Raw genomic sequence first — 14,517 nt, forward strand, 5'->3', positions numbered from 1 at the left:
ACCCCGGCGCCGGCCCCGCCTCGCCTGACATCGCATCGTCAGGTGTATCCGAGGGCGGGACGGGCATCAGGGTAAGCGCGTGGAAATGGGCGGGGATGAAAAAACATGTCGGGGTTTGATTTTGTTGAGGAAACTCTCAAAGTCATCCCCCGCCGACTAGGGGAATTGAGGGGGGGGCGGCGGCCTCCTTCTTCTCCCCAGCGGGGAGAAGGTGGCGCGTAGCGCCGGATGAGGGGGCGGCGGAGCCGGATTTCGCCGCGCACAGGATCACCATAAACCCGCCAATGCTCTGCAGCATCGCCTTGCGCTTCGCGCCCCCCTCATCTGGTCCTGCGGACCATCTTCTCCCCAGCGGGGAGAAGCGGGAGCGGGCGGCATGCGCAACGCCCATCTCCCCCTTTGTTGGGGGAGAAAGCGATTTCGATGAACTAGGCGAGCGCAAGCCGCCTAAACATCCGAAATCGCCAGAGAGGGGGGGCGGTTATCTGGTGCCACCATCGCCGATCCCCTCACCAACAAAGTCTGAAGTTTAGCCCTGATCGGGCTAAGCCTTCGATTTTGTAACCTCTCCCACAAGGGGGAGAGGAGGAACCCGCTAAGCCTTCAGTTTGACTGATAATGTCGAGGCCTCACTCTGCCTCCTCCACCGCAGCCTCCGCCACGCGTTTCTGGATCGACTCGATGCAATTCTTGGCGCTGGACTTCGACTTATACGTTTCCGAGCGCACCATGATTTCGCCATTGGCGGCGCGGAAGCGGACGAAGGTTTCGCCGTTCTTGGCTTCGTCGATCTCGAAACGATAACCGCTGCCGGTCTCCTTCTTCGTAAGATCGACTATGGGCGCTGCGGGGGCGTTCTTCTTCAGCGACTCGACGCAGTTCTTCGCGCTTGCCTTCGAAGCGTAGTTTTCCGACCAGACCATGATCTCGGCATTGTAGACGAACTGGACGCGGAACTCGCCCTTTTCGGTCTTGACGATCTTGAACTTGTGCATGCCCGTCTCCCCTGTTTTGCCTATCGGCTTATGATTGCATCCGAATGCTAGCGCGATGGGGACGGGCGGGCAAGCAGGGCTCAGAAGCCCTGGAAGAGGAAATCCGTGGCGACGGTGATGTCGTCGGCGCGGGCGGAGAGATCGGTGATCACGGGACCGATCTCAGAGAGTGGAAGAGCCGCGAGACGGTGGGTCGCCATGACATAGGTTTTACCGCTAACCTCGAAGCGAGGCGTAAGGCGGGCGATCACCCAGGAGACGGTTTCGACCGGCTGTAATGGTGCGACAACCCGCGTGGGAAGATCATGGAGAAAGTCGGACTGGAGATCGACGACCAACTGGTCTTCCGATTTCAGGCGATGGACCCGAAATCGCGCCATGGTCAGAACTGCCGGTATTTGGCGAGGGGCAGGCCGTGCTTGGCGACATAGTCGTTATCCGCCTGGATCGCCTCGGCGTTTTCGATCTTCCAACGCCGTTCCTTCTCGGCCTTGATGGCGCGGGCAATGCCCTGTTCAGCCGCACCCGTGATGTCGAGGCCGAGGGATTCTGCCTCGGCGACGAGGGTTTGGCTGACCGTCAGGTCATGGGTTTTGCGGGCTTCGATCGACATAGGATGGTCTCCGGCGCGGGACGGAGCCTAGCACGGCTCCGGCTTGCTGAGAATGGGCCGATCAGCCATTGCCTCGCCCGTCATAGGCTTCCCGCGATGAAAGGATCGCCTCCTTGTGTGCCCGCGACCATTCGACCAGCCCGGCCGTGATGGCGGAGAATCCCAAGCCCCGGGGCGTCAGAGAATAGGTGACCGAGGGAGGGTTCGTGGGTTCGACATGACGGTCGACCAGTCCGTCCCGCTCGAGACGACGCAGTGTCAGCGTCAGCATGCGCTGGGTGACGCCTGACAGCGCGCGCTCGATCTCCCGGTAGCGGCGCGGACCGGCCGAGAGCTCGGCAATCGCCATGACGGTCCATTTCTCACCGAGGCGATCAAGCGTGAGGCGAAGACCGCAATCTTCGTGTTCCGGTGTGCCGCAGGGTTCGAGCGTCTCGATCCCGGGCTGGGTTGCGGCGAACATCAATGTGCCTCCTTACGTCGTTCCTGAGGGCGCAATAAATAAATGCGCCCGCAACGAAAAGGACGCAACCCATGATACTGCTCACTGGAGGCTCCGGCCAACTCTCCTCGCTCATCGCGCAAGGTACCAAAGACGCCGGTCTCGACTTCTGCATTGGCAGCCGTCTGGCAGAGGAGACGGATACAGGTCGACGCCGGATCGATTTCGACGATCCCGAAACGCTCGACTTTAGCGATGTCGAAACGCTGATGATGATCTCTGCCGGTTACGCGGAAGACGATGTCGTCATCCGCCGCCATGATGCGGTGATCGCAGCTGCTATCCGCTCGGGCGTCCGACATGTCGTCTATACGAGCCTCAGCGGAACGGGTGACCATCTTGCTTTCTCGCTTGCCCATCGATGGACCGAGAAGCGGCTGAAGGACAGCCGCCTTGCCTGGACGATCCTGCGCAATGGTCTCTATGCCGAGCTGATCGGGGCACTTGCCGCACCGCTTGATGGCGTGATCCGGGCACCCTTCGGCACCGCGCCGCTATCGCCCGTGGCGAGGCGCGATCTGGCCGCTGCCGCATTGGCGGTTCTCAAGGACCCGCGCGCCCATGCGGGCATGATCTACGAACTGTCGGGAGCAGAAGCCTGGAGTGTTGCCGATCTGGCGGATGTCCTCGCCGCCGCATATCAGCCATGGAGCCTCGAGGAGATGCGGGCGTCGCTGGTGGGTGCTCCGCTCAAGCCCTTCCAGCCGCCGATGCTGATGTCGATCTATTCCAGTGCGGCTGCAGGATTTCTAAAAGCGGAGAACACGGACCTTCTGGCCCTGATCGCCGGGGCGCCGCGGCCGACCTTGGCGATCGCGGCAGAGGCTGCGCGGGGGGCAGGGTGATGAAGCGGAAATGGCGAGTGGGAGCCTTGGAAAAGGCTCCCTCCAACCCTCACTCGTCGCTCATCTTCAGCGCTGCGATAAAGGCTTCCTGCGGGATCTCGACCTTGCCGAACTGGCGCATGCGCTTCTTGCCGGCCTTCTGCTTGTCGAGGAGCTTGCGCTTACGCGATGCGTCGCCGCCGTAGCACTTGGCGGTGACGTCCTTGCGCAGTGCCGAGATGGTTTCGCGGGCGATCACATTGCCGCCGATCGCGGCCTGGATCGGGATCTTGAACATGTGCTTGGGGATCAGGTCCTTGAGCTTCTCGCACATGTCGCGGCCGCGCTTTTCGGCTGCCATGCGGTGGACCATCATCGAGAGGGCATCGACCGGCTCGCCATTGACGAGGATCGACATCTTCACGAGGTTGCCCTCGCGATGGCCGTCGAGATGATAGTCGAAGGAGGCGTAGCCCTTGGAGATCGACTTCAGGCGGTCGTAGAAATCGAAAACCACTTCGTTGAGCGGCAGCTCATAGGTGATCATCGCGCGCTTGCCGACATAGGTGAGTTCGGTCTGGATGCCGCGCCGGTCCTGGCAGAGCTTCAGGATGCCGCCGAGATAATCGTCTGGCGTCAGGATCGTCGCCTTGATCCACGGCTCGTGGATTTCCGAGATCTTGACCACGTCGGGCATATCGGCCGGGTTGTGCAGCTCGCGCTCCGTGCCGTCGGTCATGAACAGCTTGTAGACGACGGACGGGGCGGTCGCGATCAGGTCGAGATCGAATTCGCGCTCGAGGCGCTCCTGGATGATTTCGAGATGCAGCAGGCCGAGGAAGCCGCAGCGGAAGCCGAAGCCGAGCGCCGCAGAGGATTCCATTTCGAACGAGAAGGAAGCGTCGTTGAGGCGCAGCTTGCCCATGGCAGCGCGCAGGTCTTCGAAATCGGCGGCATCGACGGGGAAGAGACCGCAGAACACGACCGGCTGGGCCGGCTTGAAGCCCGGCAGCATCTTGGCGGTCGGGCGCTTGTCTTCGGTGATGGTGTCGCCGACGCGGGTATCGGCCACTTCCTTGATCGAACCGGTGAAGAAGCCGATTTCGCCGGGGCCAAGTGAATCCACGGCGACCATCTTCGGCGTCAGCACGCCAACGCGCTCGACCGCATACTTTGCGTCCGTGCCCATCATGCGGATGGTCTGGCCCTTGGTCAGCACGCCGTCGAGCACGCGCACGAGAACCATGACGCCGAGATAGGTGTCGTACCAGCTGTCGACGAGCAGGGCCTTCAAGGGGGCCTTTTCGCCACCTTCGCTCTTCGGCGCCGGCAGCTTGTGCACGATGGCTTCGAGAACGTCGGGGATGCCAAGACCGGTCTTCGCCGAAATCAGCACGGCTTCGGAGGCATCGATGCCGATGACTTCCTCGATCTGTTCCTTGATGCGCTCGGGCTCGGCGGCCGGGAGGTCGACCTTGTTGAGGACCGTCACCAGCTCGTGATTGTTGTCGATGGCCTGGTAAACGTTCGCCAGCGTCTGGGCTTCGACGCCCTGGGATGCGTCGACGACCAGCAGCGAGCCTTCGCACGCCGACAGCGAGCGCGAGACTTCATAGGCGAAGTCGACGTGACCGGGCGTGTCGATCAGGTTCAGCACATAGGTTTCGCCATTGTTGGCCTTGTAGTGCAACCGCACCGTCTGGGCCTTGATGGTGATGCCGCGTTCCTTCTCGATCTCCATGTTGTCGAGGACCTGCTCCGACATCTCGCGATCGGCGAGGCCGCCGGTCGACTGGATCAGGCGGTCGGCCAGCGTCGATTTGCCATGGTCGATATGGGCGACGATGGAGAAGTTGCGGATATGGCTCAGGGGCGTGCGATCGGTGCTCATGGCTCGCGCATATAGCAGCGAGCTCGGTCAACGCCTAGCGGGAAATTGTCGCGATCGGCTGGAAAACCGGGGTTGTCACACCCCGAACTGTTCCGGCCAGTCGCGGCGGGTGGCGACCTGGCCCTCCGTGCGCAGGCGCCGGACGGTATCGAGATCGATCTCGGTGATCAGCCAGTGGCTCTCTTCGACCTCGTCGCTCTCGCTTTCGGCATAGATGCCCGATGGCGGCATGCCGTAGTCGGAGGGCACGAAAAGGGCGGCGCGGCCGCGGTTTTCGTCGAGCGCCGGCGACCAGGGGGCGGTGCCGGCGGTGGGTGACGAAAGGACGGCGATCTGGTTTTCGAGTGCTCTGGCCTGGGCGCCGATGCGCACGCGATAGGCGCCGGCAAGTGTATCCGTGCAGGAGGGGGCGAGGATGAGGTCAACATCCTGTTCGGCGAGCCTATGGGCCAGCATCGGGAACTCGTTGTCGTAGCAGATGAGTATGCCGAGCTTGCCGAGTGGGGTGTCGAAGGTGGTAAGGCCATCCTTCCCGGCATCAATGCCCCATTGCTCACGCTCGAAGCGGGTCATGATGATCTTGTCCTGATGACCGATCAGACCATCGGGACCGAAAAGATAGGCGCGGTTGCGGTATTGGCCGTCAGGATCGAGCACCGGAGCGGAGCCGGGCTGGAAGACGATTTCGTGGGTGCGGGCGAGCTCCTCGCAGAGTTCGACCCAGGCCGGGATCAGCGGCTGGATGCCGGCGATCGAGCCGGTGAGGTCGGAGCGGGTTTCCGGATCGAGCTGGCCGGCGAGCACGAGGCCGGCATATTCCGGCAGGAGCACGAGCTTTGCGCCGCGATCGACGGCTTGATGCACGAGGTGTGTCAGGTGGAGGACGTAGTCTTCCCAGCTCTCAATCAGATCGATCTTGTACTGGCAGGCGGCGAGGGTCAGAGCGGTCATGGTGAAAGATCCCGGATCCAGAAGGAAAGCGGCTTTGGGCTCTCGAAGGTCTCGTCGAGGTCGCGCCAGGTGAAGGTGGTTCGAAGCTCGGGGTGATGGGTATAGCCGCGTTTTTGCCAGAAGGCATTGAGCGGCTGGTAGTCGGCCGGGCGGCGCGGATGGTCGAGGGGGCGCTCGACGGCGCAGAAGGTGGCGTAGCGCAGGCCGAGCCTCTTCGCCTGCGCCTCGCGGCCCTCGAAGAATTTGATCCCGATGCCCTGACCGCGATACTCGGGCAAAAGCACGCTTTCGCCGAAATAGAAGTAATCGGCCGGATCGCGACCGGCTTTGATGAACGGTACCTGGACCTCGTCGGTCTCTGTCGCCATCGGCGTCCCCGTGGAGGCGCCGACGACCAGGCCATTATCGATGGCGAGGATGAAGACCGACCCTTCCGAGCGGGCGTAGATCTCCATGTACTGCCGCTCGTAGTCGCTATCGCCATGATAGAGATAGGGAAAATCGCGGAAGACCGTGATCCGAAGCCGCGCGAGGTCGTCGAAATAGGGGGCGGCGTCGCTGCCGGAAAAGGATTGGATCGTAAGCGCCATAGAGTGTTTTCAGTCCGTTGCGGAGTGGTTATACCCATCTGCGACCACCCAAGAAAGCAATTCCACGACGAGGAGTGACCGATGACCGCCGCAGCCACCATCCGCGCCTATTACGATGCCTTCAATGCCGGCGACATGGACCGTTTCCTCGCGCTGCTGACCGATGACGTCGCGCATGACATCAACCAGGGTGCCCGCCAGACGGGGAAGGAAGCCTTCGCGACGTTCATGGACCACATGAACCGCTGCTACCGGGAAGAGCTCACCGACATGGTGATCATGGTCAACGAGGACGGCACGCGGGGTGCGGCCGAATTCATCGTCAACGGCACTTATCTTTCAACCGACGAGGGCCTGCCGGAAGCCAATGGCCAGACCTACCGCCTGCCGGCGGGCGCCTTTTTCGAAATCCGCGACGGCAAGGTCGCCCGCATCTCCAACTATTACAGCCTTCCCGACTGGATCGCCCAGGTCGGCGGCTGATAAAACGAGAAAGAGCCACCACGCATAGGCGTGGCGGCTCTTCTGCCGGCATTGTGCCAGGCACTGATCGATCAGTTGACCGACCAGTCGCGCTTCACGGTATCGCCGTCCTTCGACAGATGGATGTGCTGATCGACATGATCGACCCAGTCGAGCGGGATGTAATGGTGCTGGCCATCAGCGGAATCGTTCTTGGTCAGCTTGATGCGGCTTGCGCCATCCATATGGTCAACGGTGCCGACATGGGCGCCGTCCTGGGCAAGAACTTCCATGTGTTCGCGGATCTGATCTGCAGAAATCATTGGTCATGCTCCTCTTGGGTTGGGGTGTCGGAGAAAGGCGCGACGGGCGGCATTTGTTCCGGGGCGCTTCGCCGCAGAAGGCATGAGACAGGCAAGGGAACATCCATGCTTCAGATGCATTGATAGGCACCCGCGCGAGATCCCTCGCCGACAGCGAGTCCATACATGTTTCCGAGAATTTCGATCATCGGCACCGGTCCCACCGGCCTCTACACCTTCAAACAACTGATCGGTTCCACCGTTCCCTTGTCCATCACGCTTTACGAGGCAGAGGGCGAGCCGGGAAAGGGCACGCCCTACCATCCCGACATGAACGATCCCGCCATGCTCTCCAACATCCCGAGCATCGAGTTTCCGGCGTTTACGGAGACCCTGGTCGAGTGGTTGCGACGACAGGATGACGATACGCTGATGCGCCACGGGATCAGGCGCGAGGCGATCGATGAGCGGGAGTTTTATCCGCGTCTCGTGCTTGGCGACTACATGCAGGCGCAGTTCGAGCGGATGCGGGCAATCGCGGCCGAGCGTGGTCACGAGATCATCGTGCTTGCCCGCCACAAGGTGATCGACATCGAGATCCAGGCCGATGCGATCCGCCTTCGCGTCAGCCATGTCGACGGGGAGAACGACGCGGCCTACGACCATGTCGTGATGGCGACCGGCCACAACTGGCCCGACAGCACGGAAATCCGGCCGGGCTACTTCGTTTCGCCCTGGCCGGCGACCGTTCTGACATCGATCCGCAATGAGGCGGTCGGCATTCTCGGCACGTCGCTGAGCGGCATCGATGCGCTGATGACGGTCGCGACGGCACACGGCATGTTCTACGCCGATGCCGCCGGCGATCTGCAATATCAGCCGGCTGCCGATACCGAAGGGTTCTCCGCCACGTTGATGTCACGCAAGGGCATCCTGCCGGAGGCCGATTTCTACTGCCCGCTTCCGTATGTCACGCCCCTCGTCTGCACCGAAGAAGCGATCGATGCGCTGATTGCCACGGGCCGGCACGATCTGCTCGACGAGGTCTTCGAGCTGTTTCGCGGCGAAATCGTTGCGCGTGACCCTGATTATGCCGCCCGGATCGGGCTGTCGCAGTTGACGGTCGAGACCTTCGCCGCCGCTTATTATGCCGATCGCAGCGAAAGCGATCCCTTTGTCTGGGCGTCGAAAAATCTGGCCGAGGCCGAAGAGAACCGGCAGAAGCGTTACACCGTGCCGTGGCGCTATGCGATCCTGATCACCCACGAGATCGTGGCAAAGGTCATTCCGCATCTCGATGAGAACGATCTGAAGCGCTTCCATCGTCACTTCAAGGGCATCTTCATCGACGACTATGCAACGGTACCGCTGATGTCGATTCGCCGGCTTTTGGCGCTTGCCCGTACGGGCAAGCTGTCGATCCTGAAACTCGGCGAGGATTACGAGATCCGGACGGCCGAGGATGGCCTGGAGCGGGGCGCCGAGATCGTGGTTGACGGAACCACGCATACCTTCGGGGCCTTTGTCGATGCGACCGGTCAGGAGACGCTGTCGGCGACCGATCTGCCCTTTCCGACGCTTGTCGATCAGGGTGGTGTGCGCGAAGCCGCGACGCCGAAGGCGACGGCGATCCGATCGCTCGACCGGGATCCCGATATGGTTCGCACCGGTGGAATCGACGTCGATGAATTCTATCGCCCGCGTCTCGGTCTGATGTCGGAAGGCAGGCTCTATTGCGCAGCGGTGGCCTTCCTGCTGCACAAGGAGCCCTTCGTGCAGGGGATCACCAGCGCGCGGGATATCGGCGAGACGGTCGGCCGGGCGATCCTGAGGGACATAGTGGACGTTGATACGCCGGTGTTTCAGATCTCGGCGTAAACGGGGTCGCCGACGGACAGCGTGACGGGTGCGGCCGGCTTGGCGTAGACGCCGAGATTGCGCTTGTTGTGGCGCATGATGCCGCGCAGCACGTCGGGCTCTTCTGCCATGCCCGGTTGAGCGACCAGCGTCATGCCGCAGCGGCGCGAGGCTTCGGTGACGCGGATATCCGCTTCGCCGATCCTGACGATGTGGCCCACCCAGTCGTTTTCGATGAAGCCTTCATCGTCTTCCGTCTCTATCAACACCGAGGGGCGGAAGCGTCTCGCATCCAGCGGCGGGAGGCCCGTGACTGCCGCAAGCGCGCTGACCGAGGCCGTGGTCACGAGGTGAAGCGGCGCCGGTGCGTAGCGGTTGGAGACGACGGGGAAGCGGTAATCGCCTGACCCGACGAGCCCGATGGCGGTAGGGAAGCCGAAATGCTCTGCCAGACGGTCCGGCAATGCGCTGTCATCGAGTGCATGTTCGGCGCCGTCGGCGAAGCGCAGAACCGGCAGTCCGGTTGCCGGTTGCGAGGCGGTGATGAAGAGGGCAGGGCGCCAGCGCGTTTCCTTCTCGGGGGCGGCGGCAAGGCCTGTGTCCGGATCGAACAGCGCGAAGCGACGGTCACCCTCGATGCCTTCAGGCGAGACGGTGATCGAGGCGAGCGCTTCTCCGCCGAGAGAACTCACCGGATAGCGCCAGACTTCCCGCACTCGACCGATTTTGCGCATGATGACTCCTGTTTCAGACGATCACCATACGTCGAAAAGCCGCTCTATGTTCCCGCATTTCTGCGGAGCGCCGAATTCTGCAGAGTTGCATCAGGTCCAGTCGAGCACGATCTTGCTCGCCTTGCCGGCGCTCGCGAGTTCGAAGGCTTCGGCGTAATCGTCCACCTTCATCCGGTGGGTGATTACCTTGCGGATGTCGAGGCCGCTTTCGAGCATGGCGAGCATCTTGTGCCAGGTGTCGAACATTTCGCGGCCATAGATGCCCTTCAGCGTCACCATGCGGAAGACGACCTTGGAGAGATCGAAATGGAAGGGACGCGCCGGCACGCCGAGAAGTGCGATGCGTCCACCCATGACGAGATGGTCGATCATCTGGTCAAGCGCTGCCGGCGAGCCGCTCATCTCAAGGCCGACATCGAAGCCTTCCTTCATCTTCAGCTTTGCCATGACATCGCGCAGGTCTTCCTTCGCGACGTTGACCGGATGCACGTCGGCAACTTCGGCCGCAAGCGCCAGGCGCTCCGGGTTGACGTCGGTGATGACCACGTGACGCGCGCCGACATGGCGGGCGATCGCGGCCCCCATGATGCCGATCGGGCCGGCGCCGGTGATGATGACATCCTCGCCGACGAGGTCGAAGGCGAGCGCCGTATGCACGGCATTGCCGAGCGGATCGAGGATCGCGCCGATCTCGTCGTCGATCGTGTCTGGCAGCGGGATGATGTTGAAGGCCGGGATCTTGGCAAATTCGGCAAAGGTGCCCTGCACATTGACGCCGATGCCCCGGGTTTCCGGGTCAAGGTGATACTTGCCGGCGCGTGAGGCGCGGCTGTTCATGCCGACGAGATGGCCCTCGCCGGAAACCCGCTGGCCGACGCTGAGATTGCGGACATTGGCGCCGACGGCGACGATCTCGCCGGCATATTCATGGCCCGTGATCATCGGCACGGGGATCGTCTTCTGCGCCCACTCGTCCCATTTGTAGATATGAACGTCGGTGCCGCAGATGCCCGTCTTGTTGATCTTGACCAGCACGTCGTCCGGCCCGATTTCGGGAACGGGCGCGTCGATCATCCAGATGCCGACTTCGGATTTCTGCTTGGAAAGCGCCTTCATGATCAGATCATCCCGATGGTCTTGCCGGCATCGATGAATGCGGCGATGGCAGTGTCGATATCGGCCTCGGAAAGCGCTGCCGACATCTGGGTGCGGATGCGGGCCTGGCCCTTCGGCACGACGGGGAAGAAGAAGCCGGCGACATAGACGCCGCGGGCATCGAGCTCGGCGGCAAGCTTTTGGGCCAGCACCGCGTCATGGGTCATGACCGGGATGATCGGCGTCTCGCCGGGCAGTAGCTCGAAGCCCGCCTCGGTCAGGCCCTGGCGGAAGCGCTTGGTATGGCCGGTAAGCTTTTCGCGCAAGTCGTCGGCACTTTCGGCGATCTCGATTGCCTTGAGCGAGCCGGCAGCGACAGCGGGGGCGAGGCTGTTGGAGAAGAGATAGGGCCGAGCCCGCTGGCGAAGCAGATCGATAGCCGCCTTCGGGCCGGCGATAAAGCCGCCCATGGCGCCACCCAGCGTCTTGCCGAAGGTGCCGGTGATGATGTCGACGCGGGTGCCGACACCGGTCAGCGTCGGCGTGCCCTTGCCCTTTTCTCCGAGATGGCCGGTGGCATGGCATTCGTCGATCATCACCATGGCGCCGTATTTCTCGGCGAGCGCGCAGATCTCCGGAAGCTTGGCGACATAGCCGTCCATCGAGAAGACACCGTCGGTGACGATCAGCCGGAAGCGCGTGCCGTCGGCAATTGCCTTCTTCAGCTCGTCTTCCAATCCGTCCATGTCCGAATTGGCATAGCGGTAGCGCTTCGCCTTGGAGAGCCGCACGCCGTCGATGATCGAGGCGTGGTTGAGGCTGTCGGATATGATTGCGTCTTCGGGGCCGAGCAGCGTCTCGAAGATCCCGCCATTGGCATCGAAGCAGGCGGCAAACAGGATCGCATCGTCCTTGTCGAGATAGCGGGCAATCGCCAGTTCGAGCTGACGGTGGATGTCCTGCGCGCCGCAGATGAAGCGCACCGAGGCCATGCCGAAGCCGTGGCTGTCGATCGCGGCCTTGGCGGCCTTTTCGATTTCGGGATGGTTGGCGAGGCCGAGATAATTGTTGGCGCAGAGATTGATCATCTCGCGCGTGCCCCTGGCATCGCGCACCTGGATGCGGCCCGATTGCGGGCTGACGATTTCGCGTTCGCGCTTCAAAAGCCCGTCGGCTTCGATGCCCTGGAGGACGTCGGTGATGTGGTCGAGAAAGCCGGTCTGCATGGGAAATCCCTCGATGCTGAATAATTCCAGCATATCGGAATTTTGCCCTGCGGCAATCGATATTTTGGAATTGCCCTTTCGCCTATCTGTGTAGCACGACCAGCAGCCCCTTGCCGATATCCGTTCCGCCATTGCGGATCGCATGCGGGACATCGGCGCGGTAACGGGCGGTTTCGCCGGCCCTGATGACCGTCTTGCTGCCGCCGCTCGAAATCTCGAAACCGTCGGTAAAGGCGGTGAAATGCTCGAAGCCGCCGATCGCATGCGGCTGGCTGACAAGCGCGCCGCCGGGATCCATTTCGAGCTCATACCATTCCGTCTGGCCGGCGAGCCGGGGCGAGCTCAGGATCTTCAGCCGGCAGGAGCCATCGGCGCTGCGGATGACGGGCGTGTGCATGACCGAGGTCACCTCGATCTCCTCGCGTCCGGCGACGGAGGTGCCATTGCCGATCAGGTCCGAGAGTTCGATTTCCATTGCCTGGGTCAGGCTCCAGAGCACGGCAAAGGTCGGATTGGCCTCGCCGCGCTCGATCTGGCTCAGCATCGACTTGGAGACGCCGGACAATGTGCCGAGCTGTTCGAGCGTCAGCTTGCGCGCCTTGCGCTCGCGCTTGATGGCCGGGCCGATCTCGGGAGTGTGCTGCTGCATAAGAATGTCCTGCGGTCACGTCGGCGGGTGCCGACCGCCTCTTTTACGCCGACCGGCAGGCGCAACGGAAGAGGGCGGGCATGAAAGCTTGACTCCAATATATGCGCGTGGAATTCTCAAATAATGGAATCAGAGGATCAATTCGAGAAACATGTCGCCGAAAGGCTGAAGCGCCTGCGCGTCGAACGGGGGCTGACGCTTGATCAGCTGGCGGACCTTTCAGGCGTCAGCCGGGCGATGATCTCGCGCATCGAGCGATCCGAGGCAAGTCCGACGGCAGCGCTTCTGGCGCGGCTCTGCTCGGCGCTCGGGGTTTCCCTGTCCGTCTTCTTTGCCAGCACGGAGAGCGAACCCTCGCCACTGTCACGACGAGCCGACCAACCGGTCTGGCGCGATCCGGAAAGCGGATATCTGCGCCGTGCGATTTCGCCCCCGGGCACAGGCAGCGGCACCGATATCGTCGAGGTCGAGTTTCCGGCCGGTGCCGAGGTCCGCTTTCCCGGCCGCCCGAGCGGGCGCAGCCAGACGCAGCATGTCTGGGTCTTCGACGGCGTGATCGAACTCTTGGTTGGCGAAACGTTACACCGGCTCGAAGCCGGCGACTGCCTGTTCATGAATGTCGGTGACGTGCATGGCTACCGAAACCCGACCGATCGACCCGCCCGCTATGCCGTGGTGATTTCCCTCGGCCCCTGACCATCTCCCACTTCCGACGACAGGACCTGCCCCATGCCCTCGCCCAATATCCGCCCGCTTTCCAAAGACGAGACGCTTGGCGCCTTGCCCGACCTCTGCGAGACGCTTTCCGATTGCGTCGATGGCGGCGCCTCGCTCGGCTTCATGTCGCCGTTTGCGCCCGCTGATGGCGAAACCTTCTGGCGGGGCGTCGCAGAGGCAGTCGGGCGTGGCGAAGTCCTGCTCTACGGCGCCTTTCTCGGCGATGGGCTGGTCGGCACAGTTCAGGTCGGCTTTGCCTCGAAGCCGAACCAGCCGCATCGCGGCGATCTGATGAAGCTTTTGGTGCATCGCGACGCCCGTGGTCTCGGCTTGTCGAAGGCGCTGATGGCGGCCGCCGAACAGGGGGCAGCGCAGGCCGGACGCACGTTGCTGGTGCTCGACACGGCAGCAGGCGAGCTTGCCGAGGCGCTCTATGAAAAGCTTGGCTGGCAGCGTTCAGGCATCATCCCGAACTACGCGCTGTTTCCGGATGGTCGCTACTGCGACACGGTGATCTTCTGGAAAACTGTGGCCTGACGGCATCTCTGCCAAGTTCTTGAGATTGAGCCCAAAAAACGTCTGAGCTTCGCCCTTTTCAGCGGTCGACGCATCTGATTATCGTCCCTCCGTTTTCAAATTTCCGGGGGTGGACTTCAGATGGTTGCAAAAGCAACTTTGAGATGGTTGGGTTTGGCGCTGGCTGTTGCCATTGCGGCACCCGCATTGGCCGCAGACGTGACCTTCTTCATGCGCAACGATCATCCGAATGCCGTCGAGGTCGAGCTCTACAGCCAGGATCGCGACCATGTCTGGCCGGGTGACAACCAGGTCTTTTATCTCGATGACGGTGAGACCAAGGAGATCCCTCTGTCTTGCGAAGAAGGCGAGACGATCTGCTACGGCGCCTGGATTTCCGGCGACAAGCAGAGCTACTGGGGCGTCGGTCCTGACAATGCCGAGAATTGCGAGAACTGCTGCTATACCTGCACCGGTGGCGAGACCGAGCGGATTAACCTGACCGAGTAACATCGGATCGGCGGGGGCCGAGGGGCGGGGGCGATTTTTTTGGTCGATTGACCAGGAAAATCGCCCCCTTTGCACTTGTGGCT

18 protein-coding genes and 1 pseudogene are annotated in these 14,517 nt (G+C 62.2%); 6 read left to right on the forward strand and 13 right to left on the reverse strand.

Annotated features, from left to right (window positions below):
• Window positions 1-629: 629 nt before the first annotated feature.
• The 5 genes and pseudogenes from IP85_RS22655 to IP85_RS19825 all read right to left on the reverse strand — a co-directional run bounded on the left by IP85_RS22655 (window position 630) and on the right by IP85_RS19825 (window position 2,071).
• Window positions 630-839, reverse strand: coding sequence for a DUF1508 domain-containing protein (locus IP85_RS22655; RefSeq protein ID WP_280949610.1), 210 nt, complete (start codon window positions 837-839; stop codon window positions 630-632).
• Window positions 825-995 (reverse strand): annotated as a pseudogene (locus tag IP85_RS22585) (DUF1508 domain-containing protein); the annotation flags it as partial. The gene IP85_RS22655 and the pseudogene IP85_RS22585, both read right to left, overlap by 15 nt.
• Before the next feature lie 80 nt (window positions 996-1,075).
• Complete coding sequence (locus tag IP85_RS19815) at window positions 1,076-1,375, reverse strand: CcdB family protein (RefSeq protein ID WP_054151388.1); 300 nt, start codon at window positions 1,373-1,375, stop codon at window positions 1,076-1,078.
• A gap of 2 nt (window positions 1,376-1,377) precedes the next feature.
• Entirely contained in the window at window positions 1,378-1,608 is a 231-nt protein-coding gene (locus tag IP85_RS19820; RefSeq protein ID WP_054151389.1) for a type II toxin-antitoxin system CcdA family antitoxin, read from the reverse strand.
• Between the two features lie 61 nt (window positions 1,609-1,669).
• The gene (locus tag IP85_RS19825; RefSeq protein WP_054151390.1) at window positions 1,670-2,071 is read right to left on the reverse strand and encodes a helix-turn-helix domain-containing protein; all 402 of its coding nucleotides are present in this window, start codon (window positions 2,069-2,071) and stop codon (window positions 1,670-1,672) included.
• A gap of 71 nt (window positions 2,072-2,142) precedes the next feature.
• Between IP85_RS19825 and IP85_RS19830 the strand changes: the two genes are divergently transcribed.
• Window positions 2,143-2,955 (forward strand): NAD(P)H-binding protein, encoded by an 813-nt coding sequence (locus IP85_RS19830; RefSeq protein WP_054151391.1) that lies wholly within the window; start codon window positions 2,143-2,145, stop codon window positions 2,953-2,955.
• Window positions 2,956-3,004: 49 nt separating this feature from the next.
• Here the strand turns inward: IP85_RS19830 and lepA are convergent, their stop codons facing one another.
• The 3 genes from lepA to IP85_RS19845 all read right to left on the reverse strand — a co-directional run bounded on the left by lepA (window position 3,005) and on the right by IP85_RS19845 (window position 6,366).
• Window positions 3,005-4,825, reverse strand: a complete 1,821-nt coding sequence (lepA, locus tag IP85_RS19835; RefSeq protein WP_054151392.1) for a translation elongation factor 4 — start codon at window positions 4,823-4,825, stop codon at window positions 3,005-3,007.
• A 75-nt stretch (window positions 4,826-4,900) separates the two neighbouring features.
• Window positions 4,901-5,776, reverse strand: a complete 876-nt coding sequence (locus IP85_RS19840; protein WP_054151393.1) for a carbon-nitrogen hydrolase family protein — start codon at window positions 5,774-5,776, stop codon at window positions 4,901-4,903.
• On the reverse strand, window positions 5,773-6,366 hold the full coding sequence (locus tag IP85_RS19845) for a GNAT family N-acetyltransferase (RefSeq protein WP_054151394.1): 594 nt from the start codon (window positions 6,364-6,366) through the stop codon (window positions 5,773-5,775). The genes IP85_RS19840 and IP85_RS19845 overlap by 4 nt, the downstream gene beginning before the upstream one ends.
• 81 nt (window positions 6,367-6,447) lie before the next feature.
• Between IP85_RS19845 and IP85_RS19850 the strand changes: the two genes are divergently transcribed.
• The gene (locus IP85_RS19850; RefSeq protein WP_054151395.1) at window positions 6,448-6,849 is read left to right on the forward strand and encodes a ketosteroid isomerase-related protein; all 402 of its coding nucleotides are present in this window, start codon (window positions 6,448-6,450) and stop codon (window positions 6,847-6,849) included.
• 71 nt (window positions 6,850-6,920) lie between these two features.
• Here the strand turns inward: IP85_RS19850 and IP85_RS19855 are convergent, their stop codons facing one another.
• Window positions 6,921-7,151: a DUF2171 domain-containing protein gene (locus tag IP85_RS19855; RefSeq protein ID WP_054151396.1), complete on the reverse strand. Its 231-nt coding sequence runs from the start codon at window positions 7,149-7,151 to the stop codon at window positions 6,921-6,923.
• 165 nt (window positions 7,152-7,316) lie between these two features.
• Between IP85_RS19855 and IP85_RS19860 the strand changes: the two genes are divergently transcribed.
• Window positions 7,317-9,008: an FAD/NAD(P)-binding protein gene (locus IP85_RS19860; protein WP_054151397.1), complete on the forward strand. Its 1,692-nt coding sequence runs from the start codon at window positions 7,317-7,319 to the stop codon at window positions 9,006-9,008.
• Here the strand turns inward: IP85_RS19860 and IP85_RS19865 are convergent.
• From IP85_RS19865 to IP85_RS19880, 4 genes are all read right to left on the reverse strand, one after another.
• Window positions 8,993-9,721, reverse strand: coding sequence for an MOSC domain-containing protein (locus IP85_RS19865; protein ID WP_054151398.1), 729 nt, complete (start codon window positions 9,719-9,721; stop codon window positions 8,993-8,995). The genes IP85_RS19860 and IP85_RS19865 overlap by 16 nt on opposite strands.
• Before the next feature lie 90 nt (window positions 9,722-9,811).
• A complete protein-coding gene (gene tdh / locus IP85_RS19870) occupies window positions 9,812-10,837 on the reverse strand; it encodes an L-threonine 3-dehydrogenase (RefSeq protein ID WP_054151399.1) in 1,026 nt (341 codons plus the stop codon).
• 2 nt (window positions 10,838-10,839) lie between these two features.
• Complete coding sequence (locus IP85_RS19875) at window positions 10,840-12,042, reverse strand: glycine C-acetyltransferase (protein ID WP_054151432.1); 1,203 nt, start codon at window positions 12,040-12,042, stop codon at window positions 10,840-10,842.
• Window positions 12,043-12,124: 82 nt separating this feature from the next.
• Window positions 12,125-12,691 (reverse strand): XRE family transcriptional regulator, encoded by a 567-nt coding sequence (locus IP85_RS19880; protein WP_054151400.1) that lies wholly within the window; start codon window positions 12,689-12,691, stop codon window positions 12,125-12,127.
• A 120-nt stretch (window positions 12,692-12,811) separates the two neighbouring features.
• Between IP85_RS19880 and IP85_RS19885 the strand changes: the two genes are divergently transcribed.
• From IP85_RS19885 to IP85_RS19895, 3 genes are all read left to right on the forward strand, one after another.
• Complete coding sequence (locus IP85_RS19885) at window positions 12,812-13,387, forward strand: XRE family transcriptional regulator (protein ID WP_054151401.1); 576 nt, start codon at window positions 12,812-12,814, stop codon at window positions 13,385-13,387.
• Between the two features lie 33 nt (window positions 13,388-13,420).
• Window positions 13,421-13,945: a GNAT family N-acetyltransferase gene (locus tag IP85_RS19890; protein WP_054151402.1), complete on the forward strand. Its 525-nt coding sequence runs from the start codon at window positions 13,421-13,423 to the stop codon at window positions 13,943-13,945.
• A 147-nt stretch (window positions 13,946-14,092) separates the two neighbouring features.
• On the forward strand, window positions 14,093-14,434 hold the full coding sequence (locus IP85_RS19895; RefSeq protein ID WP_156323022.1) for a hypothetical protein: 342 nt from the start codon (window positions 14,093-14,095) through the stop codon (window positions 14,432-14,434).
• Window positions 14,435-14,517: the final 83 nt, after the last annotated feature.

Source organism: Rhizobium sp. AAP116 (assembly GCF_001295785.1).
Taxonomy (GTDB): Bacteria; Pseudomonadota; Alphaproteobacteria; order Rhizobiales; family Rhizobiaceae; genus Allorhizobium.

Coding starts and splice junctions, on each gene's coding strand:
- IP85_RS19815 (WP_054151388.1), bottom strand. CDS start 1,375: ATGGCGCGATTTCGGGTCCATCGCCTGAAATCGGAAGACCAGTTGGTC.
- IP85_RS19820 (WP_054151389.1), bottom strand. CDS start 1,608: ATGTCGATCGAAGCCCGCAAAACCCATGACCTGACGGTCAGCCAAACC.
- IP85_RS19825 (WP_054151390.1), bottom strand. CDS start 2,071: ATGTTCGCCGCAACCCAGCCCGGGATCGAGACGCTCGAACCCTGCGGC.
- IP85_RS19830 (WP_054151391.1), top strand. CDS start 2,143: ATGATACTGCTCACTGGAGGCTCCGGCCAACTCTCCTCGCTCATCGCG.
- lepA (WP_054151392.1), bottom strand. CDS start 4,825: ATGAGCACCGATCGCACGCCCCTGAGCCATATCCGCAACTTCTCCATC.
- IP85_RS19840 (WP_054151393.1), bottom strand. CDS start 5,776: ATGACCGCTCTGACCCTCGCCGCCTGCCAGTACAAGATCGATCTGATT.
- IP85_RS19845 (WP_054151394.1), bottom strand. CDS start 6,366: ATGGCGCTTACGATCCAATCCTTTTCCGGCAGCGACGCCGCCCCCTAT.
- IP85_RS19850 (WP_054151395.1), top strand. CDS start 6,448: ATGACCGCCGCAGCCACCATCCGCGCCTATTACGATGCCTTCAATGCC.
- IP85_RS19855 (WP_054151396.1), bottom strand. CDS start 7,151: ATGATTTCTGCAGATCAGATCCGCGAACACATGGAAGTTCTTGCCCAG.
- IP85_RS19860 (WP_054151397.1), top strand. CDS start 7,317: ATGTTTCCGAGAATTTCGATCATCGGCACCGGTCCCACCGGCCTCTAC.
- IP85_RS19865 (WP_054151398.1), bottom strand. CDS start 9,721: ATGCGCAAAATCGGTCGAGTGCGGGAAGTCTGGCGCTATCCGGTGAGT.
- tdh (WP_054151399.1), bottom strand. CDS start 10,837: ATGAAGGCGCTTTCCAAGCAGAAATCCGAAGTCGGCATCTGGATGATC.
- IP85_RS19875 (WP_054151432.1), bottom strand. CDS start 12,042: ATGCAGACCGGCTTTCTCGACCACATCACCGACGTCCTCCAGGGCATC.
- IP85_RS19880 (WP_054151400.1), bottom strand. CDS start 12,691: ATGCAGCAGCACACTCCCGAGATCGGCCCGGCCATCAAGCGCGAGCGC.
- IP85_RS19890 (WP_054151402.1), top strand. CDS start 13,421: ATGCCCTCGCCCAATATCCGCCCGCTTTCCAAAGACGAGACGCTTGGC.